We start from the raw sequence: 24,004 nt of genomic DNA, 5'->3' as shown, positions 1-24,004 counted from the left end.
GGCGGGAGGCGTGTCAGTTGCACCCCACGGCCGAGTCCCAGCGCGGAGTCACTCGTCGCACCCGGGATCGTCCGGGTCGACGCGCAGCGCCTGGTCGAAGAACTCCATCTCGTGCCGACAGGCGGTGAGATAGGCCCGAGCCGCCCGGGAGCGCGCCTGGGGAGCAGCGAGCGCAAAGGCACGCTCCACGATGGCCAGGGCCTGGGCGGTGGCCTGGACGAATTCGTCGTCATGGTAGGTGTGCAGCCAGGCGGCATAGGGGTGCTCGTCGGGAATCCGTGTGATCTGCGCCCCGGTCTGGGCGTAGAGCCAGTAGCAGGGCAGCACGGCTGCCGCACCGACAACGTAGTCATCGACGAAAACACTTGCCAGCAGGAAATTTGTGTAGGCCTGGGTCACCGGGCTCGGCGCGATGGCTGGTTCCCCGGCCAGCCAGGTGCGGTGCAGCTCGGCCTCCTCGACCTGGCTGCTGTAGGCCGAGTACGACCAGTACGTCGTCTCGTCGACGGCATCGGTGCGCGCCGCCAGTCCGGCCAGCGCCTTGGCGTAGTCCTGGAGGTAACGGGCGTCCTGGCCGAGGTAGAGCCGGAAGGCGTGGTCCGGCAGCGTTCCACCGACCAGCTGGGTGACGAAGTCGTTGCTCGCCACCTGGCGGGTGAGTGCCGAACCTGCCCGCCACAGGGCCTGGGTCCACGGGCCGGGAGCCGGGATCGCAGCCTGGACGGGTTTGGCGGTGGGGGCAAGTTGGTCGGGGGAGTCGAGGTGCCCGGGCAGGCAGTCCTCGGCGAGCCACGGCGTCGCCATGCCGGCGCGGGCCAGGCGACGCGTCCGGTGACCGTGGTCGACGGGGCCGTGACCGGTGCCCACCTGCAGGTCGGCACCGTGGGCGATGGACTCGTGCAGCCAGGCGGTGGTCCACGCCAGGGCCTTGCCGGGGGCGTCGCCAGCGCCCAGCCGGGTGGCCAGGGCCGAGGACAGGGAGCAGCCGGTGCCGTGGGTGTTGGTGGTGTCGATGCGCGTGCTGGGCACGGTGATGGTGTGACCGTCGGCAGCCACCCAGATGTTGGCAGCCGATGCCCCGTCCAGGTGCCCGGTCTTGACGATGACGGCCGTCTTGGTGCGCCGGGCCCAGTCGGTGGCCTGGGCGATGGCCTCGGTCACGTCCTCGGCCGGTTCGGTGCCGACGAGGACGGCGAGTTCGGGAATGTTCGGGGTGACGACGTCGGCGGTGGCGCAGTACTCGCACATGGCCTGTTCGGCCTCGGGGGCCAGCAGCCGGTCACCGCTGGTGGCCACCATGACAGGGTCGACGACGAGCGTGGCAGGGCGGTGCTCCGCCAGCCAGCTGTGGACCGTCTCGATGATTGCCACGTCGGCGAGCATTCCGGTCTTGACGGCATCGAGGTGGACGTCGTCGGCCACGGCTGCGAGTTGGTCGCGCAGAAACTCCACCGGCGGGACGTGGATGCTGCGTACTCCCGTCGTGTTCTGGGCGACCAGCGAGGTGACCACCGTCATCCCGTAGCCGCCCGCAGCAGTGATCGACTTCATGTCGGCGGCGGTACCGGCGCCGCCACTGGGATCGGTTCCCGCGATCGACAGCACCCGCGGCACGCGCAGCTCGCCCGTGTCGTGATGCGATTGCGTGCCGTGATCAAACCCCATGCCGCGATCGGACCCCATACCGTAATCAGGCTTGGTGCCGTGGTGCAGGTGTGCAGAGTCATCGTGGTGTGACGGCGTCGTCATGGTGGACATTCCCTTCGTCAGCTGGATTCATGACCAGGTTCCACGAGTGTCATCTCAGCGCTCTCGCGCACCCCGTGTCCACGGGCCAGTATGGCACGGCGGCTGGCTGGGCAGGGGCTTTGCTGGATGGAGGCCTTGTCCAAGCGTTCAGGGGGCATCACCTCCACGTCCGTAGCACACGTTGCTACACTGGGGTCATGGGTCGCATCATCAGCCAGCGGGAGTTGCGCAACGACAGTGCGCGGGTTCTCCGCGCCGTGGATGAGGGGCAGTCTTTCGTCATCACTCGTTGCGAAAAGCCAGTCGGAGAGCTCATCCCGTTGCACCGTGACCGGTTCGTGGATCGACATGTCGTGGAACGAGTATTTGCTGTCTCCCCCACAATCGATCGGGAATCCTTCCTCCGCGACGTTGACGGTGCTGTTGACCAAGGAATTGAGCCCCGTGACTGACACAGTCCGCGAAACAGCGTTGCTCGACACGTCCGTCGTCATTGATCTGCCAGTACTCCTGAAAAGAGGATGCCTGCCCGGTAGTCTCGCCATTTCCTCGATCACCATGGCCGAACTGACGGCTGGCCCTGCTGCAACCGACGATCCCCGTGAACGGGCTCGCCGACAGGATCGGCTCCAGCGAGTCGAGGCAACCTTCGAGCCCATACCCTTCGGAATCTCCGCGGCCCGTGCCTACGGACAGATCTTCGCCGCCGTCAGAAGCTGCCGACGTCAGCCTCGCAAGCGCTTTGCCGACCTGTTGATCGCATCGATTGCCCTGGCTGAGGAGCTGCCATTGATCACACGAAACCCGGATGATTTCGTCGGCCTGGACGATCTGGTCGAGGTCATCACCGTCTGAATTGACGCACCCTTGGGGAAAACAACCACATCCGAGCATATTTCGGATGTGCGCCTCAATGAAGTTGTCTCGGGTCATCCGTCACTGGCTCAATGCTGGACAGTACGCAGTGTGTACTCATACAGTCGTTCCCATGCACGACGAGCTCTTCGACCCGCCCGGTGGCACGTGGCGTCCCGTCTCAGAAAGATACGTCAGGGTCAAGCGGCTCTCGGTCGTGCTGACGTGGGGGCTGCTCACCGTGGTCGTCTGCGCCGGACTGGCCTTCTGGACGTGGTGGGCCACCCTGGCAGCCGCAGTCGTGGGACTGGGCGTGACGATCTGGCGGTGGCTGCGCATGCCTGCCCTCGTGGCCGCGATGGGATGGTGCGAACGCGGCGACGACCTGTGCGTACGCTCGGGGCTCATGTTCCGCTCCATGACGATCGTGCCCTATGGGCGGATGCAGTCGGTGGAGATCAACGCCGGACCGATCAATCGGCACTACGGGCTGGCCTCGGTGGAGCTCGTGACCGCCTCGTCAGGCACCGATGCCACCATTGACGGCCTGGACGCCGAGGAGGCCGTGGTCATCCGTGACCGGATCACCGAGATGGCGCAGACTCGGGACGCGGCACTGTGAACCCGGAACCATTCACCTCCGAACAGGCAGAATCTGACCAGCGAGGCGAGCACACCGTGCCACAACGCACCCACCCCGAGCAGCCCACCTGCTCGAGTCAGGCGGCCCCGAACGTCGAACCCACCAGTGCCACCAGTACGTCCCCAGGAGCCCACACAGCACAGACGTCTCCAGCAAGCTCCGAACGCACTGACGTCGAGCAGCGCCCGCACTGGGCGACTCCCCTGGTGCGTGGCTGGCTCGTCATCGTTGCCGTCCTCGTCTTCGTCGTGAAGCAGATGGGTGACATGGCCAGCAAGAACGAACTCACTGCCGACACTTTCCGCCCCAGGAACCTGATTGTTCTCCTGGCAATCTTCGTCGGTGTTTTCCTCATCAGCATTGGTGTCGGATTCTTTGAATGGCGCACCACACGATTTCGTATTGACGACACGGAAATACGAATCAATCGCACCTTCATCACTCGACGGTCCGATCGTATTCCGTTCGGAAAGATACAATCGGTCGACGTCACCCAACCATTCGCGGCACGCATTCTGGGGCTGGCCTCCCTCACCATCGACGTGGGGGCCTCCCAGCACAAGAAGATCGAATATCTTTCCCGCCGTGACGCCTATCGCTTCCGCGACCGGCTCATCGCACGATCCGGACGAGGCGCGGCAGCCGTACCAGGTGGCTCCCCCACGAGGCCGGACGCGATCACACCAGCCACCCCGATCGCCCCTGCCCCACAAAGTCAGCTTGAGCACCACTCGGTGGGCACAGCCACGACACCAACCTCCCCAGCTCCTGCGAGCACTCCACGAGTGGGGGCCCGTCCGGGCACGTCTCCCTCACCGCTGGGTGGTTCCCAGTGGCTGGACCGCCGTCGGGACGAGGACGTCATCCTCACCGTGCCGAAGGGACGCTTCGTCCTCTCCCAGGTCACGAGTTCTGCCTTCCTCATGTTCGTGCTGGTGTTCATCATCAGCACCGTCCTCACCGCAGCAGGCGGTGGATCGGTTTTCGGGGTGTGCTTCGCCTACGTCCTCAGTATTGTGGGATACCTGTGGACCAAGCTCTCGAAAAGCTGGGGGCTCACCTTGTACCGCTCAGGTGACGGGTTGAAATCGGTGCACGGATTCACGAGTCTGGAGACCAGAACCATTCCGGTCCAGCGCATCCAGGGCGTCGAGATCACCCAGTCGTTGTTGTGGCGCATCTGGGGATACCACAGCGTCCACGTCACCGTGCTCGGCAATGACGGGAAAACCGAGTCGGATCTGCTGCCGGTCGGCACCGGCAAGGATCTCGACCTCGTCCTTGACGCGATCTGGCCCAGTTTCGCCGTGGACGACGTCCCCCACAACCCGATTCCGAACCGGGCCCGGTGGTTCCACTGGTTCACCCAGCGGTACATCTCCTGGGGAGCCGACGAGAACGTCATCACCGTGCGACGCGGACTGCTCACCCGCAAACGCATGATCGTGCCACACGCCCGGGTGCAGTCCACCGCACTGACCCAAGGCCCCCTGCAACGCAAGCTCCGGCTCGCCGACGTGGGAATCGCCATCGCGGAGAAGAGGATCGGCCTGGTCTGCCCCGATCTGGACGCAGGGACGGCCCGGGACCTCGTCATCGCTGAAATGGATCGCAGCTCGCAGGCCCGGCGCGCCGAACTCGCCGACCCATCCACAACCGCTCCTCCCACCATTAGGGCCCCACGTGCGGCCGCACCCCGAGCAGACCACGACGTGCGGTGAGCGCGCGACCAGTGGGGACAAGACGGTTGCACAAGGCGGTTGCAGCACGGAGCCCACAGTGCAGCGGCTGGGTATCGTGGCACCCGTCACAGATTCAGCAGCATTCACTTGTCAGGAGACGTCATGCCGCGTGAGGACGCCAGAACCAGTCAGGGCACTGGAGCCGGTCAGGACGACCGAATCACCCGAGTCACCACGATGGAACAGCGGCTCAATCGCACTCGCGATCTCGTCGACCGTCTCGACGCGCTGCTCGACGAGTTCGAGCGCAACGAGCCGGCCCGTCGTGAGCTCTCGTCGTACTACAGCAGTCAGGAGTGGTTCGACGACGTGGCGGCCCAGGAGGCAGGGCAGATCCCCACCGACGTACCCTGCGGGGTGCTCAGCGAGGACGCCGCCTTCGACCTCTTCGGCGACCACCTGCGAACGGCCATCCGAATGCTCGAGCTGGGCACCGCGATGGTCAAGGAGCGTTGACGGTAGCAGCCCACACCCCGCCTTGTGAGACCAAACTGTAATCGCCCGCCCTCTCACGTGCACTCCTTCTGCATGACACGTTGCCGATGCATTGCGTTCACCTGGACTGGCTAGCCTCTCCGATGACGAGAGGACGACCATGCACCACCACGACGACATCCGCCTGTCCGACGACGACCTCCAGATTCAGAGGGAGGTTGGGGACGCCGAACTCGCAGGGATGGGGATCACCCGGCGTACCGTCCTCCAGACCGGGCTCGCTGCCCTTGCCGCGGCGGGAATCGCCGAGATCGCCCCGAGCCGACCCGCCAACGCGGCAGTACCGCAGTCTGGCCCGGCTGACCCGAGCCCGGACTCGCTGACCTGGCTGGTCGGCGACCACCACGTCCACACCCAGTGGAGCTACGACGCCAAGTACCGCATCGCCGACCAACTCGACGCTGCCCAACACCACGGTTGCGACTGGATCGCCTTCACCGAACATCCCCGCGACTTCCATGCCGACGCCGGCGTCCTCACCAGTCACGATCTCATCGCCGCAGAACGTCGCCGCCGCCCCGACATGCTCATCTTCCAAGGCATCGAGTGGTACATCCCCGCGGCGGAACACGGCACGGTGCTCGTCCACGGCAAGGACGAGGCGGAGATCCTTCGTCAGTTCGAGTTGGTGTTCGACGGCTACCTCAACGGTTGGCAGGACACCCCGGCCAACTCCCCGGAACAGACCGAGCAGACCAGGAAGGCTGCCGCAGCCATTGCATGGCTCGGCCAGATGAAGAAGGACGGACACATCGACGACGCCCTCGTCCTGGCCAACCACCCGATGCGCAAGGGTATCGACGGCCCCGGCGAGATCCGTCAGTGGAACGACGCCGACCCGGACATCATGATCGGCATGGAGGGTGCGCCGGGAGCGCAGGGATACGGCTATGGTCGCAACGTCGGTGACGGGGACCGCCGCGGTGAGTACGTCAACAAACCCAAGGCCGATTCCTGGCCCGGGTACACCACCGACATGATGCGCACCTACGGTGGCTGGGACTGGTTGACGGCGACGGTGGGCGGTTTCTGGGACTCCATGCTGGCCGAGGGGCGCCGGTTCTTCATCACGGCGAACTCCGATGCCCACCTCTACGTGTGGCACACGTGGCGTCTGGGGGACTACCCCGACCGTGCACCGTTCAACCAGAACGTCAAGGAGGACGTCAAGATGACGGCACTCGGCGGACGACGTCCCGACCCCATCGACACCAGGACGGAGCAGACGGCTGGCCCATTGCTGGTGCGCGACTCCCACGGACATCCCGCCATCGCCGGCGACATCGTCGGCAACGACCTGACCGCCAGGGATTGGACGCAAGCCCTCGCCACGCGCGATCAGGGCAGCACGATGGACACCCAGGGCGGGTCAGACTTCTGGCCCGGGCAGTTCACGAGAATCCACACTGGGGTCACCGAGCGCAGCTACCGAGGCGTCATGGAGGCCCTGCGATCGGGTCGGGTATGGGCCGATCACGGGCATCTGCTGGCAGGCTTCGATGTGCGAGCAACCGCCCCGGGGCAAGATGACGCCGTGACTCTGGGCGGCGAACTCGTCGTGCATCCCGGCGACGACGTCACCATCACCATGACCGTGACACCGACAACCGAGCCGACCCGCCACATCAGGATGGACCCTGCCACTGCGGAGTCGACGGATCCCCGAGTCGGGGTGGACACCGTGCCGCAGGTGGCGTTCATCGACATCATCGGCGGACCCATCACCGGGGCAGCCGCCGATCCACAAACGCTGCGCGCACCCCGAACCACGGTGCTGAAATCCTTCGACACTCGCGGCAGAACTGGTCGGTTCACGCTGACCCACACCTTTGCCCACGTCACCGAATCATTCTACGTGCGGTTCCGTGGCTCCGACGGACGACAGAACGGTGTGGGCTACCACGGCGCGCAGGTCGACCCACGGGGGCCGGTCATGGGTGGGGAACGGGCTCGTGAAGCCGATCCGTGGAAGGATCTGTGGTTCTACGCCAACCCGATCTTCATCAGCGTCGACACCGGGAGCTCACCGTCACCCTCCCAGCCGGCACGTGGTTCAGCCTCCCCCTCGCCCTCAACAGGTGCCTCGCCATCGCCATCCCCTTCGGCCGGCGCACCGTCTCCTCGTACGTCGTCACAATCGACAACATCAGCCTTGCCACAGGCCTCGTCCCCCGCCACAGACCCCACGCAAGGGGCGAGGAACGCCACATCATCCTCGACCACCAGCGAAGGGAGCACACCCGACGATCAACAGCCACGCCAGCTTCCTGACACCGGGCAGTGAATGGCTGCACCGAGATGGAATCCTCACCATTCTCCAGAGGCGCCACGGCAGCTGCGCCACTTCCGAATTACGTAATACAATAATGGTATGAGCAAGCGCATCATCAATGGGGCTGAGGTCTCGGACGCCCAGGTACAGCGCTGGGCCGATGAGGCCGAGGCAGGTTATGACGTGGAGCTGCTGAAGAAGCGTTGGGGACGTCCGCCTCGCGCCGAACAAGCGTCCCATGTGGTGTCCACACGATTCTCGGACGCAGAACTTGCTGACCTGATGGCACGAGCTGAGCAGGAAGGACTTGACCGATCAACGGCGATCCGTACCGCCGTTCGCGAGTGGGCCACCGCGTGATCGTCGCGCCGTCGGCACTCAAAATGCTTGCCGTGCGCGACCCGGAGCGATGACCAAGTCTCCTCCCTCACCCCACCACCTCCAGTAGGGTTGCACCATGAGCACTGTGCTGGGAATCGACGTCGGCGGCTCCGGGATCAAGGGTGCGCCGGTGGACCTCGAGGCGGGCGACTTCGCCGAGCCGCGCCTACGCATCGTCACCCCCAATCCGTCATCCCCCAAGAACGTTGCCGCCGTCATCAGCGAGATCGTGGCCAACTACGCAGACACCATCGGCGACGGGCCGGTCGGCATCTCGTTGCCAGCACCCATCCGCCACGGCGTGGTGGCGTTCATGGCCAACCTCGATCAGAAATGGACCGGGCTCAATGCCGAGGAATACCTCTCCGACAAGCTGGGGCGTCCGGTGACCGTACTCAACGACGCCGACGCCGCCGGTGTGGCCGAGGTGCACTTCGGTGCCGCCAGCGGAGTGCCCGGTGTGGTCATCCTCACCACCTTGGGAACCGGAATCGGATCGGCGATCATCAACGACGGGGTCCTGCTGCCCAACACCGAGCTCGGGCACCTGGAGATTGACGGACACGACGCCGAGAAGCGGGCTGCCTCGTCGGTCAAGGATCGCAAGCACATGTCCTACAAGGAGTGGGCCACCAAACGCCTGCAGCGCTACTACGAGGTGGTGGAGATGCTGTTCTCCCCCGACCTCCTCGTCGTGGGCGGCGGCGTGTCCAAGGACCACGAGAAGTTCTTCAAGTACCTTGACCTGCAGACCCCGATCGTGCCAGCCACCCTGCTCAACCGGGCCGGGATCATCGGAGCCGCCTGGCAGGCCCAGTGGCGTCTGGAGCACCCCGACGTCACCGAGAAGCAGGTTGTCAAGGCAGCCAGGAAGGCCGAGAACGCCTCCTGACACCCACCTGCCCCAGCCGCGGATGGATATCGACCTCTCCAGTCGCCCTCTCGCACCTGGGTATGACATGGTTTTCATGTCCCGGTATGAGGAGACATGTCTCACCTCGGTGGCACAGTGATCGAGGAACACAACCTTGAAAGGACCCATGCTCCACCAAGCGCTCATCTCGATCCTCATCGGCACCGGCATCAGCCTCGTCGCCTTCGTACCGATACTCATCCATCAGTTTCGCCGTTACGGCAAACCATCACCGGGGCGGATGACGCTGATCTTCACGAACTTCGTGTACATCACCGCGGTCATCGCCTACACGATCTTCCCGGTGCCGTCATTGTCGCGGGAGGACTGTGCCGACACCTCGCACATGCTCGTCCTCGACCCCACCGAGTACTTCCGCGACATGGCCCACCAGTTCGCCGGGCAATCCGTGACCACCGTGCTCACCAGCTGGGCGATGCTGCAGATGCTGCTCAACATCGCCCTGTTCGTGCCGCTGGGCTTCTACGCCCGTCGTCTGCTGCGGCTGCGCCCCTGGCCGTCGATCCTGCTGGGATTCGGTGCCTCCCTGCTCATCGAAACCACCCAGTACACCGGCAACTGGTTCCTCGCCCGCTGCCAGTACCGGGTGGCCGACGTCAACGACCTGCTCACCAACACCCTCGGAACCGCCCTCGGCGTCCTGGCCACCAACATCATCCCGCGCCTGTCGGACAGCCCCGAGAAGCTGGAGACCCAGGCCGGCAAGCCTCGCGAGGTGACTCGTGGCCGACGACTGCTGGCCCTGCTCATCGACGTGTGGTGGGTGATCCTCATCAACCTCATCGGACTGGGACTCATCACCGCCGTGTCCTTGGTCATCATGGCCGGGGACCCCAGCCTGAAGCCGAGGGTCGAGCAGGCCTTCAACTCCTACGGGTCGATCACTCTGACCGCTCTGACCATCTGCTACGTCATCGTTGCCATGTCGGGCAGACTCGGCGTGTCCCCCGGTAGCGGCACAGCCCACCTGGCCTGGGTGGACGCGTCGGGCAACCTTGCCGGCCGACGTCACAGCTTCGTCATGGGAGCGTGCCTCATCATCGCTCAGCTCTGGGGAAGCAGGGTGGACTCCTGGTCGAGCATCGGGGACGCGATGCTGGTCCTCGAGGCACTGTCGGTGCTCTTCACGCCGCGTGGCCTCATTGGCAAGCTCATGGGCCTGCAGCTGGTCGACTCCCGAACCCTCGAGCCAGCACCGCGGAGGGCGTGACTGGACCGAGGAGGGCGTGGCAGGGCGGTGATCCACGGTGAGGCCACCGAGCCTGGCTCGTTCACCTCACGGGCGTTTCCACCTCACCCAGCTCCACCGTCCCACTCGGGTGAGTGATGCCAGCTGGTGAATGATACCGGCTGGGCGGGCGCTGTCCCACCGTCAGCAGTACGGTGCCGCACCTGTGAGCAAGGCTGGCGCAGCTGAGCAAGGCTGGCACGTCGGCGATGGGCCAGGACCAGCTGTCACAGATCACCCATGATCGCACCCAGCCGGGGTCACATCCGGTCGGGGGCGTCAATGCCCAACAGCCCCAGCCCCGTCCCCAGTACGCGCCGCACTGCCTCGCACAGGGCGAGCCGGGAGGAGCGCACCTGGCCTTCGCTGCGCAGCACCGGGCACTTCTCGTAGAAACTCGAGTAGGCACCGGCCAACTCGTAGAGGTAGGTGCACAGCTTGTGCGGGGTGAGGTCGGCGGCGACGACGTCGACGATCTCACCGAACCGGGACAACAACAGGGCCAGTTGCTGCTCGGCGGGCTCGTCGAGTACCGTCACCCGACCCCAGGTCATGGCGCCCAGATCGGCCTCGGGATCGACGTGCGGATCGGCCTCGGCGGCCGCCTTGCGCAGGATCTGGCAGACGCGGGCGTGGGCGTACTGCAGGTAGGGGCCGGTGTCCCCGGTGGTCTGCACCATCCGCTCGGCGTCGAAGACGTAGTCCTTCTGCAGCCCGTTGGACAGGTCGGCGTACTTGATGGCGGCCAGGGCGATGTTCGGGGCGGCGTGCTGCTCGGCCTCGTCGAGCAGGCTGGACAGCGAGACCGTACCCCCCTCGCGGGTCTTGAACGGGTGCCCGTCGGGTCCCAGCACCATTCCGTACCCCACGTGCTCGGCCACCACGGATTCGGGAAGGAACTCGGCCTTGCGGGCCACCTGGAAGAGCACCTCGAAGTGGTGCGCCTGGCGCACATCGGTGACGTAGACGATCCGGTCGGCCTTGAGCTTGCCGACTCGGCGGCGGATGGCGGCCAGGTCGGTGGCGTCGTAACCGTACCCACCGTCTCGTTTGCGTACGATCATGGGGGCATCCTGGCCCTCGACGAACACGCACAGCGCACCGCCGTCCTCCACGGCCAGCCCATCGGCCTCGAGCTCGTCGACGACACGCGGCAGGTCATCGTTGTAGGTGGACTCACCGGCGAGGTCGTCGTCGGTGAGTAGCACCCCGAGCCGGGCGTAGGTCTCGTTGAATCCGGCCAGGGAGACGTCGATGAGCGCGTGCCAGATCTGCAGGGTGCGTTCGTCACCGCCCTGCAGCTTGACGACGCGCAGCCGGGCGCGGTCGGCGAACTCGGGGTCGGCGTCGAACTCCTTCTTGGAGTCCTTGTAGAGCTGCTCCACCTCGGGAAGGTCCATTTCCATGACGTCGATCCGGTGCTCGACGACGTACTGCACGAGCATGCCGAACTGGGTGCCCCAGTCGCCGATGTGGTTCTGCGGGATGACGGTGTGCCCCTGGGCGCTGAGCACCCGGTTGAAGCAGTCACCGATGATCGTGGAGCGCAGGTGGCCCACGTGCATCTGCTTGGCGACGTTGGGGGCCGAGTAGTCGATGACGACGCGCTGTGGCGAGTCGGCCTGGGCGATGCCGACGTGCGGGTCGGTGACGAGGTCGGAGGCCACCTGGGCGAGGACGTCGGAGCGCAGCCGGAAGTTGATGAATCCGGGGCCAGCGACCTCGGGGGTCTCGCACAGGTCTGCAACGTCGAGCTTGGCGACGATGTCGGCGGCGACATCGCGGGGCGGGCGGCCTTCCTGCTTGGCCAGTCGCAGGGCGACGTTGGACTGGAAGTGGCCGAACTGAGGTTTGGTCGAGGGGCGAAGTTGCGGGTCGACCCCGGTTGCGGACTCGATTCGGGCAGAGAGCTGGGAAGGCAGTGACGGCATGACTGCATTCTCCCACGATGTCCCGTCACCGTCACAGTCGTGGGACAGCGGCGGCGCGCCAACCGGGTGGAAGGCTGGGTCAATGTCACCGGCGGGGAACAAGAAGGACCGATCTCACGTTGTCACCTGTGAACGACCACGCACGCGATCACCGACCCACGAGGAGGATCCATGAGCGTTCCCACCATCACCCTCAATGACGGCACCACCATCCCCCAGCTGGGATTCGGCACCTGGCAGGTGTCGAACGACGAGGCCGAGAAGGCCGTGTCCAGCGCCCTTCAGGCGGGCTACCGCCACATCGACACCGCCGCCATCTATGGCAACGAGGAAGGCGTCGGGCGGGCCATCGCCAGCTCCGGCATCTCCCGTGACGAGCTCTTCGTCACCACCAAGCTGTGGAACGACGCCCACGAGCCCGAGGATGCCCGCAAGGCCATCGAGACGAGTCTGGAGAAGCTCGGTCTGGACCACGTCGACCTGTACCTCATCCACTGGCCGGCCCCCGTCAAGTACGGCGATGCCTACGTCAAGGCATGGAACGCCCTGCAAGAGTTCAAGTCGGAGGGGCTGACGCGCTCCATCGGCGTGTCGAACTTCCAGCCGGAGCACCTGGACCATCTGGAGGGTGAGACCCCGGTGGTCGATCAGGTGGAGATGCACCCCACCTTCAACCAGGCCGAGCTGCGAGCCGAGTTGGCCAAGCGTTCCATCACCCCCGAGGCATGGAGTCCGCTGGGCCAGTCAAAGGACCTGCAGGATGCGACGATCACGAAGATCGCCGATGAGCTGGGCGTGACCCCGGCCCAGGCGATCATCCGCTGGCACCTGCAGATCGGCAACATCGTCATCCCCAAGTCGGTGACCCCCGCACGCATCGAGCAGAACCTCGCCTCCGCGAACGTCGAACTCACCGACGCCCAGGTCCAGGCCATCAACGGCGTCGACGCGGACAATCGGCTGGGTGGGCACCCGGACACCGCAGACTTCTGATCCTGCCCTGCCGGGGCCGCAACTCAACCCCGGCAGCGGCCGAGGGCCCGCAGCGTCGTCGGCATGGTCGCAGACTCGGTGTCGGGACTGTTGATCCCCAGAAGAGTCTGGACGTCGCCGAGGTCGGTTCCTGGGCACCAGTCGTGCATGGAGTAGGCCAAGGAATCCCTGGTGTCGAATGACGAAAGGGTTTCCGGTGCGGTGACGGCGCGCGAGACGGCAAGCCCTGTCACCGGAATGGTCGCAGGAGTCTCCGGGACGGCGTGCATCCCCATGTACTGCCCATCGGTGACGACGACGCGTCGGGGAAGCACCCCGGGGTGGTCAGACTCGGCATAGATCTCATCGACCATTGTCGCAGCTGCCGGCAGGTAGCCACTGTTCGGTGCCGACGTACACACCCGGGAGTAGCGAGTGTCGGTACATACCGTGTACCCGTATTCTCGAATGTGGTCGGCTCCGACCGGCTGTACCGGTTTGGGGAGGCCGAGGGCCAGTCCCAGGGCGAGGACGGCAGCCACCGGGGTAACCCACGGCCCGGACAGGAACCACCCGAGTGTCGCCCCGCACCCGCATGTCACCGCCACTGACACCAGGATGAGGGCGAGGGACCCGAGCCCTGCACCGATCTCGCGTCCAATGATTGCAACCGGTACCCCGTCGTGGGCCATGCCACCCACCGCCACGCCGGCAGCGATGCCGACTGCCACCAGCACCCCGATGATGCAGGGGATCATGGCAGTCACCGTGGAACGCCAGAACAGTGCGGTGGCATCCCGTGGCGAGACGCGCTCCCACACGACGACTCCGGTACGCCATCGAACCTGCGAGGCAACCGCCCCGGAGATTGCGGCACACGTCAGATAGATGAACGGGGCGCTACCGGCAATGGACGCCAGCAGCAGTCGAACGCTTCCGCCCCAGAAGGGCAACGCGGAGAACAACATCCATGCCACGATCACGGCGTTGAGGGCCATGACCGGCCAGAACAGCCGAGCCCGACGCAGACCACGGGCCAAGCCACCGGGGGCGCAGTGCCTCGAGCCTTGGCGAGCACCTGATGATGAATCGGATCGCCGGAACACACCCAGCGCGATCCCGCCGATCCCGATGACGGCGCTGACCAGCCATGCCAGATTCGGTACTCCCGGCGTGAGCTGCCACCCGGACGGCGCACGCAGAAAGCCCCACACCCCGTGCATGATGGTCGGGTCCAGGGGCCATGCGAACAGCGATGATGCAAAGGCCACCAGGAGGGGAACGGCCCAGATGGCTGTCACCGGGAGGAAGACGGTGCTTGCCGCCCCCAGCCCGGCGAGGGCCAAGCTGTCACGCAGCATGGTCTCCATGCCGAATTCTCCCCCATCGGGGTAGCAGGCCACGGCCAGGCAGATGATGACCGCGGCCCCCACGGCCACGAGGACACCACGCCTGGCTGCCAGGGATCGCGAAGAGGTGCGATCCATGTCGTCCTCACCGATGACGACGAACAACATGGGGATGGTCGCCAAGGCTGCACACCACAAAGGAGCAACGTCGGCGATGAAGGCGTCCGATGAGGTGAGGAATCCGCAGACCAGCGTGCCGATGACCGCCACCACCACGCACTGGGGAACATGATGGTGCCGCAGCCACAGAAGGACACCTCGCATCAGGCGACCAGCCTCAGATATGTACGACGCACGGCGTCAAGGGATCGCGTGTCCGAGAAGTCCTCACACGACCCGTCGAAGACGAATCGTCCGGAGTTCATGACGGTGATGGTCTGGGCGTGATCGATGATGTCCTCGACCAGATGGGTGGAGACAATCGTGATGGCGTGGCCGGCCACCGCACCCAGAATTTTGGTGAGGGCCTCACGCTGACCGATGTCGAGACCGGCCGACGGCTCGTCAAGGACGACGAGGGCGGGATCCCCGACGAGGGCCGAACCGATGGCGACACGTCGACGCATACCACCGGACAGGGCGCGAATGCGTTGCCCGGCGCGATCCTCCAGATCGATGATGGACAGGATCCTCGCCACCTCAGCCTTGGTGTCGGCCGACGGTATCTTGCGAAGCCAACACATGTACTCCAGATGTTGGGCGACGGTGAAGGAGGACTTCCCGAGATTGTCCTGGGGACAGTAGCCCAGGAACGACCGGATGTCCTTTCCCTCACGACCATCGAGGGCGATCGTCCCCTTGGTCGGTCGAACGAGCGTCGCCAAGGCAGTCAGAAGAGAGGTTTTCCCGGCACCATTGGGCCCCAGAAGCGCATGGAATCCCGGACCCAGCGACCACGACACGTCATCGACAGCACAGGTTTTTCCATACGAGACAGTGAGGTGGGAAACGGTCAAATGTGGCATGGGACATTCCCGATCGGACGATTTTCGTCATGATTGGCAGATAGAGGATATCCCATACTGGGCTTGCCTCGGACACTGGCCTCTGCGTGTCCCGGTCCTTGCCGATACCAAGGAGTCATCGGGCCGGGCGATGAGGCGGGGACCCAGTACCGCCAGGCCCAGTGTCGACAAGCCAAGTGCCGACTCGTGGTCTCAGCCCCGACACCATACGGGGATCCCCGACACACATACTTAAATCTCAGCCCCGCACAGGTCTGGCTGTGCTGCCCCGGTGTCTGCAGACGTCACCCGTGGCGTTGCACGGCGGTGTGCACCGAGTCGTCCGGTGGGCCGAGGATGGGGTCTCGTCGAGTGGTGACGTCCCACATCATCTTGGCGCGGGAGCCGAACTCACGCAGCCACCCCTTGCGCCACACCGAGTCATGAACCTGGGAGACGTCCGACACACCGTGGGCGTCCACCCCGACCATCCGGCACGTCGTCACGATGCGTGGCTCGTGGTAGTCCTGACTGATGACGGTGGCCGAATTCACCCCAAACACCTTCCGGGCGCGTACGCAGGTGTCGTAGGAGTGCAGACCCGCCTCGTCGCGCACGATGGCCTGCTGGGGAATCCCTCGCTCCTTGACGAGGTAGCGGCGCATCGCGGTGGGTTCGTCGTAGTACGGCGACTGGCCATCCCCCGACACGAGGATCACCTTCGTGCGGCCTGCCCGGTACAGATCGGCGGCCAGGTCCAGACGGGCACGCAGGTACTGCGAGGGCTCGCCGGAAGGCAGCACCTGCGCCCCGAAGACGATGGTGACGTCACGTGGCGGCGTCTGGTCGACGGGGTGAACCCGGCCATGACTGAGCGCAGCCGAGATGCCCCACGGCACCAGCAGCACCACGACGACGGCAGCGAGCCCCGCCCAGATGAGGAATCGCCCCACCGTCCTGCTCCAGTGGTGCCCTCGCGACCGGGCTGAGCGCCTCATCCGCGGTGCTCGCGATACCACGTCACCAGACCCTGGGTGGACGGGTCCTGGGTGGCCAGGGCCTTCTCGTCACCGCTGACCGCCGGGGCGATCTGCAGGGCGAGCTTCTTGCCGAGCTCCACACCCCACTGGTCGAAGGAATCAATGCCCCAGACGACACCCTGGACGAAGGTGATGTGCTCGTACAGGGCGATGAGCTCGCCGAGCACCTTCGGGGAGAGTTCGTCGGCCATGATCGACGTCGTCGGACGGTCTCCGGCGAACACCCGTGCCGGCACGATCTCCTCGGCCGTGCCCTCGGCACGCACCTCGTCGGCCGTCTTGCCGAAGGCCAGGGCTGCGGTCTGGGCGAAGAAGTTGCTGAGGAACAGCTCGTGGACGTCGGTCTCGCCGTCGGTGGTGGGGTGGGCCGGGTTGGCCACCGCGATGAAGTCGGCCGGGATGAGGCGAGTGCCCTGGTGGATGAGCTGGTAGAAGGCGTGCTGGCCGTTGGTGCCGGGCTCACCCCAGAAGATCTCGCCGGTGTCGGAGGTGACGGGGCTGCCGTCCCAGCGCACCGACTTGCCGTTGGACTCCATGGTGAGCTGCTGCAGGTAGGCCGGAAAGCGGTGCAGGTACTGGGCGTAGGGCAGCACCGCGTGGGAGTGGGCGCCCAGGAAGTTCGTGTACCAGACGTTGAGCAGGCCCATGAGCAGTGGGACGTTCCGGGCCGGCTCGGCGGTGGCGAAGTGCTCGTCCATGGCGTGGAACCCGGCCAGGAAGTCCTCGAATCCCTTCGGCCCGATGGCCACGGCCAGCGAGGTGCCGACGGCCGAGTCGACCGAGTAGCGTCCGCCGACCCAACTCCAGAAGCCGAAGGCGTTGACCGGGTCGATGCCGAACTCGGCCACCTTGTCCAAGGCGGTGGACACGGTGACGAAATGCCTGGCGACGGCCTGGGAGCGCGCCTCGTCGGTGTCGTCGATGGCACCGGCGGCGACCAAACCATCAAGCAGCCAGGCGCGCACGCAGCGGGCATTGGTGAGGGTCTCCAAGGTGGTGAAGGTCTTGGAGGCGATGATGACCAGCGTGGTCTCAGGGTCGAGATCAGCGGTCTTGACGGCGGCATCCGTCGGGTCGATGTTGCTGATGAACCGGCACTCCAGGCCGTCCTTGACGTAGGGCTTGAGTGCTTCGTAGGCCATCACGGGGCCCAGGTCGGAACCACCGATACCGACGTTGACGACGGTACGGATCGGCTTGCCGGTGACGCCTTTCCACTGCCCGGAACGTACCTTGCCCGCGAAGTCGTAGATCTTGTCGAGGGTCTCGTGGACGTCGGCGATGGCGTCCTGGCCGTCCACGGTGAGCGTGTCGGTGCGGGGACGGCGCAGGGCGGTGTGCAGGACGGCACGGTCCTCGGTGACGTTGATGTGCTCCCCGGAGTACATGGCGTCGCGGCGGGCCGCGACGTTGGTCTGTTCGGCGAGCTCGAGCAGGGCGTCACGCACCTCGTCGGTGAGCAGGTTCTTGGACAGGTCGACGTGCAGGTCGGCCGCGTCCAGGCTGAACCGCTCGGCACGCGTCGGGTCGGCGTCGAACCACCGACGCATGACGTGCGGACCATCGATGAGGGTGGACTGGAGGTGGGCAAGTGTGGCCCAGGCAGGAGTGTTGGTGGCATCAACCGGTGTCTGCATGGCACCCAGCGTAGTTGGTCGGTGGAATGGATGTGGTCTGCCGTCACACAACCTTCCACGCAGAGGTCTGGGAGCAACCATGTTCCGGAGTGGACGACGAACGTGGCGACGGGAGTGGGAGTGCCGTGTGTGCCCGAACTGTCAGGGGACTTTCACGGTGAGTGTGACGACGGAACGAGAGGGTCCCGGGGCCGTTCGGGAGACGATCACGCCTCGACGTCGTCGACGACGGCGCGCAACCCCCGGCAGCGTTCCCGCAGCGCATTCATGTTGGCGTCCTCGACGACGTCGCCGACGAGGGAGTCGTCACCACAGACCGCCAACGCCCCAGACTCCAGCCATCGTCGTACGGCGTAGCTGCCGACACCGCCACGGGCTATAACAGGGACCCCCGGCGCGAGCTCGCCCAGTGTCTGCCCGTAGGAGGCCGAGGCCATGTCCGCCGGTATCACCTGGACGGCGTCAAGACCACGTGCCCAGGTGTGCCGTACCTCACCGGGGGTGAGGGCATCGTCGGCCACCGGGACGCCAGCCTCGTGCAGACTGGCGATGGTCTCGTCGTCCAGACCACTTCCCAGCACGAAACCCACCCGGCACTGCCCGTCGTCAGCCAGTTCGGCCGCCTCCTGCGCCTCGAGGTGGCCATGCACCCCGAAACACGCACGGACCCCGAAGATCAGCAGCAGTGCTCGGCGCAGCTCGACGTCGTGTGCCGGCAGGCTGAACGCACGAATCCTCTCCTGGATCATCACCTCGACCGGGGCCATGAGACTGCTCGCCGGCGCTGAGGGCAGTACCGCGATGAGCCGCCCCCGGGCAACCTCTGCGGGAAACTCGAGGCGGGCGTCACCGGGCTGGGCAGGATCGTTGGTCATGTGAACATCATGCCAGTTCGATAGGTTGGAGTCCCCGATCAGTGGAGGACGACGTGCGACTGGAAGATGCCCTGGAAGACCTCATCGATGGCCGGGAACCCGTCACCGACGACCGCGCCGAGCGGCCGCGAGACTGGCAGTGGCCGGGGGCGCGCCCCATCGATCCCGACATGGTCATCGACCACATCGAGCGAGCCGTCGCCAAGGATGGGCTGAGCCTGTACGAGCACCAGGAGGAGGCCATCTACCAGATGCTCACCGGGGCGCACGTCGTCGTCACCACCCCGACCGGCTCCGGCAAGTCGCTCATCGCCGCGGCCTGCCAGTTCGCCTGCGTCGGCGGAGGCGGGCGCACGTACTACACCGCCCCGATCAAGGCCCTCGTCTCGGAGAAGTTCTTCGCCCTGTGCGAGATGTTCGGGGCGCAGAACGTGGGGATGGTCACCGGTGACGCCTCGGTCAACGCGTCCGCCCCCATCATCTGCTGCACCGCGGAGATCTTGGCGAACATCGCACTGCGCGAGGGGTCACACGCCCAGGTGGACCAGGTGATCATGGACGAGTTCCACTTCATCGCCGACCCGGATCGCGGCTGGGCCTGGCAGGTGCCCCTCTCCGAACTTCCCCAGGCCCAGATGATCATCATGAGTGCCACCCTGGGAGACGTCAGCTGGCTCACGACCACGCTGGAGGAGCAGATCGGCCGTGACGTCGAGGTGGTCTCGGGAGCAACTCGCCCGGTACCGCTGATGTACGAATGGTCGATGAAGGCCGACCACGACACCATCGCCGACCTCGTCGAGGACGGCAAGGCACCGATCTACATCGTCCACCCCTCCCAGAAGCAGGCCGTGGAACGTGCCCAGTCGCTCACCTCGATCAAGCTGTTGTCCACCGAGGAACGCCACCAGATTGCCGATGAACTCAAGGGATTCCCGTTCTCACGAGGCTTCGGCACGACGATCCGCAAGTACCTCACCGCTGGTATCGGCGTGCACCACGCCGGAATGCTGCCCAAGTACCGTCGCCTCGTGGAATCGCTGGCCCAACGCGGCCTGCTCAAGGTGATCTGTGGCACGGACACCCTGGGGGTGGGCATCAATGTGCCCATTCGCACCGTCATGTTCACCGCGCTGACGAAATTCGACGGCCACAGGAACCGGGTGCTCAAGTCTCGCGAGTTCCACCAGATCGCCGGACGCGCCGGACGAGCCGGCTTCGACACCGTCGGATACGTCGTCGCCCAAGCCCCCGAGCACGTCGTCGCCAATGCGAAGGCCCTGGCCAAGGCCGGCGACGACCCGAAGAAGAAACGCAAGGTGCAGCGCAAGAAGCCTCCGGAAGGATACGTCGACTACACCGAGGAGACCTTCGACAAACTCATCACCTCCACCCCGGAGACGCTGCACGCCACCATGCGCGTCACCGATGCGATGGTGCTCAACGTGCTGCAACGTGACGAGGACACCGTCACGGCCATCCAGCACATCATCGACGCTGCGATCACCAACCCGGCGCGGCGGCGTCGGCTGTACCGGCGGGGTGTCCAGATCGGGGCGGGTCTGCTGCGCTCCCAGGTGGTGCACCGGCTGCCCGAGCCGACCCCGGGTGGGCGCAAGTACGCCATGAACGAGGCCCTGCAGGACGACTTCGCCCTCAATCAGCCGCTGTCGGGGTTCGCCGCCGAGGCCATCGCCACCCTGGACCCCGAATCGCCCACCCATGCCATGGACGTCGTCAGCGTCATCGAGGCCACCCTGGACAACCCCATGGCCGTGCTCTACGCCGAGCAGAGCCATGCTCGCGGCGAGAAGATCGCAGCCATGAAGGCCGAGGGCTACGACTACCAGGATCGCATGGACGCCGTCGAGGACGTGGAGTGGCCCCAACCGCTTGCAGAGATGCTCGAGGCACTTTTCGAGATCTTCGCACCGAGCCACCCGTGGGTGTCCCCCGATGCCCTGGCCCCCAAGTCCGTGGTGCGCGACATGTACGAACGGGCCATGACCTTTGGCGAGTTCTGCGCGTTCTACAAGGTGCAACGCTCCGAGGGGCTCGTGCTGCGCTACCTCACCGACGCCTACCGTGCCCTGCGCCAGACGGTCCCGGAGGCCGAACGTACCGAGGAGCTGGCGGACGTCATCTCGTGGCTGGGTGAGGTCGTACGCTCCACGGACTCCTCCCTCATTGACGAGTGGGAGGCCCTCACCAATCCCGAGACCGCGAACGAACCAGGAACCGGGAACCAAGAGGCACGTCCGGTGCACACCTTCACCTCCAACACGCGGGCGTTCCGGGTGGCGGTGCGCAATGCCATGTTCCGCAGGGTGATCCTTGCCGCCGACGACGACTTCGAGGCCTTGGCTGCCCTGGAACCGACCGGTTCGGCCATGACGAGCGACTTCTGGGAGGACGCCCTGGGCGACTACTGGGACGAGTTCGACGAGATCGACGACGGACCGGACGCCCGCAGCCCGGCATTCTTCGTCGTCGAGGAGTCCAGGAGGGGGCGGCTGTGGACGGTGCGTCAGATCATCAACGATCCCGACGGCGACCACGACTGGTCCATCGCTGCCACCGTGGACCTGGACGAGTGCGACGAGGCGGGCGAACTCGTCGTCCGCACCCGGGCCTTCACCCGACTCGATTGAGCCCCGGGCCTTGCCCGTCCCGAGCCCTGGGCCTTGCCCGTCGATTGAGCCCCTGGGTCCTGCCCGGCGTGAGCTCGGCCCGCAGAATGGATCCCCGAACCCCGTCCGGCCGGCTGAGGCGTCCGTGCACACCCTTCCCCAGCCCGGCTCGTCATCGTTGCACAATGGAACCAGACACTTGGAGCCATCACGCGACAACCAGAAGGAGCGACCATGAAACTTGAGACCACGTCGTTCGAGCAGGGAGCTGCGATCCCCCTGCGCTACGCCCATTCCGGGGCAGGCGGTGAGAATGTCGTGCCGGAGCTTTCCTGGACCCCAGGCCCGGAGGGCACCAAGTCCTACGCCATCACCTGCTACGACCCCGATGCCCCCACCGGGTCGGGATTCTGGCACTGGATCGCGGCAGACATCCCGGCCGACGTCACCCACATCGATGCCGGCGGCCCACTGCCACAGGGAGTGCGCGAGTTCGACTCCGACTACCAGGAGCCGGGATACGGTGGCCCCAACCCGCCAGCAGGTCCGGCGCACCGCTACGTCTTCACCGTCCACGCCCTGCCCACCGAGACCCTCGAGGCTCCGCAGGGGGCGGCCAACGTCCAGGCCAGGTTCGCCATCCACACCAGCGCCTTGGACTCCGCCTCGATCATGGGCACCTTCCAGCAGGGCTGAACCGTTCATCCCTGTGCGTGTCGGCGAGGCTCTCGGAGAGCCGGGGGCCAAGTTCGGCAGGAACACCAGGATCGGCAGGAGCATCAGGAACAGAACGAGGAGTCACCGGCCATGAGCAGACAGTCATGAACCGCAGCGGGGCGAGGGGCGTGTTGGGCGTCGTCATGGCCATGATCATGACGATGTTCTGCTCACCGGCCGCGCAGGCCGACGCGGTACTCACCCCCGGGGCGCGCGTCACCAAGGCAGTGGGCGTGGCGGCAGCCGACTCCCATCTGCCAGGTACCGTCCACGCACCGGAGTCGTCCGACACGGACGAGGCATCTGCCTCAGCCAGGTGGGCGGGCAAACCGGTTCCCTCCACCAAGGCCAGCAGCCAACCATGTGCATCGCTGCTCTTCGTCGGGGTGCGGGGGTCCGGCGAGAAGGCCCCCTACGGCACTACCGTCTCCAAGGCCCGAGACGCCCTTGCCGCCAGGTGGAAGGGGCACGGGAGCGTGCGCGAGGTGTGGTTGGACTACCCTGCCACCGATCCGCACACCTTGGCCGACGAGTCGTTCACCAACCTGCTGCTCGATGACGAGTTCCCGTCGACCAAGTACTTCGACTCGGCCACCGAGGGAGCCGACAAGCTCTCCGACCTGCTCGATTCGGAGGGCAGACGCTGCCCCAAGGAGTGGACGGTGCTTGCCGGCTATTCCCAGGGTGCCCAGGCCATCACCGAGGCGCTGGGACGCACCAGCGTGCCCAACAGGCTGGCCGGGGCCCTGCTCATGGGCAACCCGGACCGCTACCCCACCCAGCACGTCCAGAGCCTTGACGGCACCGCCGACCTGTCCGGCATCGGCATGGCAGCCTTGCTGCACTACCTGCGTGGTCAGGCGCGCAAGGCCGGCCCCAATCCCCAGGAACGTGTGCAGTCCTTGGTGCAGACGACGATCGACCTGCACTCCGGCAACATCGACACCGCCGCCCTGCGCAAGGATCTTGACGAGGCCCAACCTCAGATCACGTCGGAGGCGTACCCACAGACGTACTCCGTGTGCCTCAAGGACGACATCGTCTGCGACTCATCGGGCTACGTCGAGAAGATCATCACCATGAAGCAGACCTGGCAGGACGCCCTGTCAGCGGGCTCGCAGGTACATCACGGATACAACCCCGACGTCATGCCGGAATCCCTCAACGCCATCGCGGCACGCATGAACACGATCGGCACCGCAGACTCCCAGGGCGCGCCGGTGCCCCACGCCGACCAGGAACCACCGAGGGCATGGGGGCCGTGGCAGATTCTCGCCATCGTTGGCGGCGTGCTGGTGGGAGTCCTCATCGGAGCCGTCCTGGGCCGAGGGAAAGTTCGCGCAGCGCGCCGCCGAGGAACCACACACGGCACACCACCACGGGGTACCCGACGCCCCGCACGACCGCATGGGGGGCGACCGCACAGGGACCGGCAACGACGTCGGAGACGAGCCAAGTGACGTAAATCCGGGTACCGGTGACGCAGTCCTGCCTCGATTTTCCACTGCAGTCATCTCTGTGCTAGTCTTCTCGAGTTGGGTTCTTACGAC

The 24,004-nt window shown here is 65.7% G+C and carries 18 protein-coding genes and 2 pseudogenes; 13 read left to right on the top strand and 7 right to left on the bottom strand.

Features of this window, described 5'->3' with window-relative positions; all coding sequences use genetic code 11:
- Positions 1–48 precede the first annotated feature (48 nt).
- A pseudogene (locus CKV91_RS03170) lies at positions 49–1,802 on the bottom strand (bifunctional hydroxymethylpyrimidine kinase/phosphomethylpyrimidine kinase).
- Positions 1,803–1,946: 144 nt separating this feature from the next.
- On the opposite strand from CKV91_RS03170, the gene CKV91_RS03165 reads away from it, so the two are divergent.
- The 9 genes and pseudogenes from CKV91_RS03165 to CKV91_RS03125 all read left to right on the top strand — a co-directional run bounded on the left by CKV91_RS03165 (position 1,947) and on the right by CKV91_RS03125 (position 10,281).
- Entirely contained in the window at positions 1,947–2,201 is a 255-nt protein-coding gene (locus tag CKV91_RS03165; protein ID WP_081659102.1) for a type II toxin-antitoxin system Phd/YefM family antitoxin, read from the top strand.
- On the top strand, positions 2,194–2,604 hold the full coding sequence (locus CKV91_RS03160) for a type II toxin-antitoxin system VapC family toxin (RefSeq protein WP_065860817.1): 411 nt from the start codon (positions 2,194–2,196) through the stop codon (positions 2,602–2,604). The genes CKV91_RS03165 and CKV91_RS03160 overlap by 8 nt, the downstream gene beginning before the upstream one ends.
- A 133-nt stretch (positions 2,605–2,737) precedes the next feature.
- Positions 2,738–3,226 carry a PH domain-containing protein gene (locus CKV91_RS03155; protein ID WP_021105868.1) on the top strand — a complete coding sequence of 163 codons (489 nt, stop codon included), beginning with the start codon at positions 2,738–2,740 and terminating at the stop codon, positions 3,224–3,226.
- Positions 3,227–3,282: 56 nt separating this feature from the next.
- Positions 3,283–4,968: a PH domain-containing protein gene (locus CKV91_RS03150; protein ID WP_157738716.1), complete on the top strand. Its 1,686-nt coding sequence runs from the start codon at positions 3,283–3,285 to the stop codon at positions 4,966–4,968.
- Between the two features lie 123 nt (positions 4,969–5,091).
- A complete protein-coding gene (locus tag CKV91_RS03145; RefSeq protein ID WP_065860819.1) occupies positions 5,092–5,445 on the top strand; it encodes a DUF4298 domain-containing protein in 354 nt (117 codons plus the stop codon).
- A gap of 139 nt (positions 5,446–5,584) precedes the next feature.
- Complete coding sequence (locus CKV91_RS03140; RefSeq protein WP_065860820.1) at positions 5,585–7,768, top strand: PHP domain-containing protein; 2,184 nt, start codon at positions 5,585–5,587, stop codon at positions 7,766–7,768.
- A gap of 87 nt (positions 7,769–7,855) precedes the next feature.
- Positions 7,856–8,116: a hypothetical protein gene (locus CKV91_RS03135; protein WP_023034867.1), complete on the top strand. Its 261-nt coding sequence runs from the start codon at positions 7,856–7,858 to the stop codon at positions 8,114–8,116.
- A 94-nt stretch (positions 8,117–8,210) separates the two neighbouring features.
- Positions 8,211–9,029, top strand: a pseudogene (gene ppgK, locus CKV91_RS03130) (polyphosphate--glucose phosphotransferase); the annotation flags it as partial.
- Between the two features lie 148 nt (positions 9,030–9,177).
- The gene (locus tag CKV91_RS03125) at positions 9,178–10,281 is read left to right on the top strand and encodes a VanZ family protein (protein WP_065860821.1); all 1,104 of its coding nucleotides are present in this window, start codon (positions 9,178–9,180) and stop codon (positions 10,279–10,281) included.
- A 278-nt stretch (positions 10,282–10,559) separates the two neighbouring features.
- On the opposite strand, the gene argS is transcribed toward CKV91_RS03125, so the two are convergent.
- Positions 10,560–12,230: an arginine--tRNA ligase gene (gene argS / locus CKV91_RS03120; RefSeq protein ID WP_065860840.1), complete on the bottom strand. Its 1,671-nt coding sequence runs from the start codon at positions 12,228–12,230 to the stop codon at positions 10,560–10,562.
- 171 nt (positions 12,231–12,401) lie between these two features.
- On the opposite strand from argS, the gene CKV91_RS03115 reads away from it, so the two are divergent.
- Positions 12,402–13,223: an aldo/keto reductase gene (locus CKV91_RS03115; RefSeq protein ID WP_021105875.1), complete on the top strand. Its 822-nt coding sequence runs from the start codon at positions 12,402–12,404 to the stop codon at positions 13,221–13,223.
- 23 nt (positions 13,224–13,246) lie between these two features.
- Here the strand turns inward: CKV91_RS03115 and CKV91_RS03110 are convergent, their stop codons facing one another.
- The 5 genes from CKV91_RS03110 to CKV91_RS03090 all read right to left on the bottom strand — a co-directional run bounded on the left by CKV91_RS03110 (position 13,247) and on the right by CKV91_RS03090 (position 19,107).
- On the bottom strand, positions 13,247–14,875 hold the full coding sequence (locus tag CKV91_RS03110) for a hypothetical protein (protein WP_021105876.1): 1,629 nt from the start codon (positions 14,873–14,875) through the stop codon (positions 13,247–13,249).
- The gene (locus tag CKV91_RS03105) at positions 14,875–15,576 is read right to left on the bottom strand and encodes an ATP-binding cassette domain-containing protein (protein ID WP_036957593.1); all 702 of its coding nucleotides are present in this window, start codon (positions 15,574–15,576) and stop codon (positions 14,875–14,877) included. The genes CKV91_RS03110 and CKV91_RS03105 overlap by 1 nt, the downstream gene beginning before the upstream one ends.
- 284 nt (positions 15,577–15,860) lie before the next feature.
- Complete coding sequence (locus tag CKV91_RS03100) at positions 15,861–16,553, bottom strand: SanA/YdcF family protein (protein ID WP_051254896.1); 693 nt, start codon at positions 16,551–16,553, stop codon at positions 15,861–15,863.
- Positions 16,550–18,232, bottom strand: coding sequence for a glucose-6-phosphate isomerase (gene pgi / locus CKV91_RS03095; RefSeq protein ID WP_021105879.1), 1,683 nt, complete (start codon positions 18,230–18,232; stop codon positions 16,550–16,552). Before pgi ends, CKV91_RS03100 begins: the two co-directional genes overlap by 4 nt.
- 206 nt (positions 18,233–18,438) lie before the next feature.
- A complete protein-coding gene (locus CKV91_RS03090; RefSeq protein WP_065860822.1) occupies positions 18,439–19,107 on the bottom strand; it encodes a bifunctional 4-hydroxy-2-oxoglutarate aldolase/2-dehydro-3-deoxy-phosphogluconate aldolase in 669 nt (222 codons plus the stop codon).
- A 53-nt stretch (positions 19,108–19,160) separates the two neighbouring features.
- Between CKV91_RS03090 and CKV91_RS03085 the strand changes: the two genes are divergently transcribed.
- The 3 genes from CKV91_RS03085 (at position 19,161) to CKV91_RS03075 (ending at position 23,914) form a co-directional block, all read left to right on the top strand.
- The gene (locus tag CKV91_RS03085) at positions 19,161–21,758 is read left to right on the top strand and encodes a DEAD/DEAH box helicase (protein WP_065860823.1); all 2,598 of its coding nucleotides are present in this window, start codon (positions 19,161–19,163) and stop codon (positions 21,756–21,758) included.
- Between the two features lie 213 nt (positions 21,759–21,971).
- Positions 21,972–22,433, top strand: coding sequence for a YbhB/YbcL family Raf kinase inhibitor-like protein (locus tag CKV91_RS03080; protein ID WP_065860824.1), 462 nt, complete (start codon positions 21,972–21,974; stop codon positions 22,431–22,433).
- Positions 22,434–22,558: 125 nt separating this feature from the next.
- On the top strand, positions 22,559–23,914 hold the full coding sequence (locus CKV91_RS03075) for a cutinase family protein (protein WP_231933807.1): 1,356 nt from the start codon (positions 22,559–22,561) through the stop codon (positions 23,912–23,914).
- Positions 23,915–24,004 lie beyond the last annotated feature (90 nt).

The sequence above is a fragment of the Cutibacterium granulosum genome (assembly GCF_900186975.1).
Taxonomy (GTDB): Bacteria; Actinomycetota; Actinomycetes; order Propionibacteriales; family Propionibacteriaceae; genus Cutibacterium; species Cutibacterium granulosum.
The sequence above is the reverse complement of the archived record's forward strand: the minus strand, read 5'-3'. Positions and strand labels throughout refer to the sequence as shown.

What these genes read in the sequence shown, in the direction of transcription:
- argS (WP_065860840.1), bottom strand. Translation starts at nt 12,230, where the DNA reads ATGCCGTCACTGCCTTCCCAGCTCTCTGCCCGAATCGAGTCCGCAACC.
- CKV91_RS03075 (WP_231933807.1), top strand. Translation starts at nt 22,559, where the DNA reads ATGAACCGCAGCGGGGCGAGGGGCGTGTTGGGCGTCGTCATGGCCATG.
- CKV91_RS03125 (WP_065860821.1), top strand. Translation starts at nt 9,178, where the DNA reads ATGCTCCACCAAGCGCTCATCTCGATCCTCATCGGCACCGGCATCAGC.
- CKV91_RS03100 (WP_051254896.1), bottom strand. Translation starts at nt 16,553, where the DNA reads ATGAGGCGCTCAGCCCGGTCGCGAGGGCACCACTGGAGCAGGACGGTG.
- CKV91_RS03135 (WP_023034867.1), top strand. Translation starts at nt 7,856, where the DNA reads ATGAGCAAGCGCATCATCAATGGGGCTGAGGTCTCGGACGCCCAGGTA.
- CKV91_RS03105 (WP_036957593.1), bottom strand. Translation starts at nt 15,576, where the DNA reads ATGCCACATTTGACCGTTTCCCACCTCACTGTCTCGTATGGAAAAACC.
- CKV91_RS03165 (WP_081659102.1), top strand. Translation starts at nt 1,947, where the DNA reads ATGGGTCGCATCATCAGCCAGCGGGAGTTGCGCAACGACAGTGCGCGG.
- CKV91_RS03155 (WP_021105868.1), top strand. Translation starts at nt 2,738, where the DNA reads ATGCACGACGAGCTCTTCGACCCGCCCGGTGGCACGTGGCGTCCCGTC.
- CKV91_RS03145 (WP_065860819.1), top strand. Translation starts at nt 5,092, where the DNA reads ATGCCGCGTGAGGACGCCAGAACCAGTCAGGGCACTGGAGCCGGTCAG.
- CKV91_RS03140 (WP_065860820.1), top strand. Translation starts at nt 5,585, where the DNA reads ATGCACCACCACGACGACATCCGCCTGTCCGACGACGACCTCCAGATT.
- CKV91_RS03090 (WP_065860822.1), bottom strand. Translation starts at nt 19,107, where the DNA reads ATGACCAACGATCCTGCCCAGCCCGGTGACGCCCGCCTCGAGTTTCCC.
- CKV91_RS03115 (WP_021105875.1), top strand. Translation starts at nt 12,402, where the DNA reads ATGAGCGTTCCCACCATCACCCTCAATGACGGCACCACCATCCCCCAG.
- CKV91_RS03110 (WP_021105876.1), bottom strand. Translation starts at nt 14,875, where the DNA reads ATGCGAGGTGTCCTTCTGTGGCTGCGGCACCATCATGTTCCCCAGTGC.
- CKV91_RS03080 (WP_065860824.1), top strand. Translation starts at nt 21,972, where the DNA reads ATGAAACTTGAGACCACGTCGTTCGAGCAGGGAGCTGCGATCCCCCTG.
- pgi (WP_021105879.1), bottom strand. Translation starts at nt 18,232, where the DNA reads ATGCAGACACCGGTTGATGCCACCAACACTCCTGCCTGGGCCACACTT.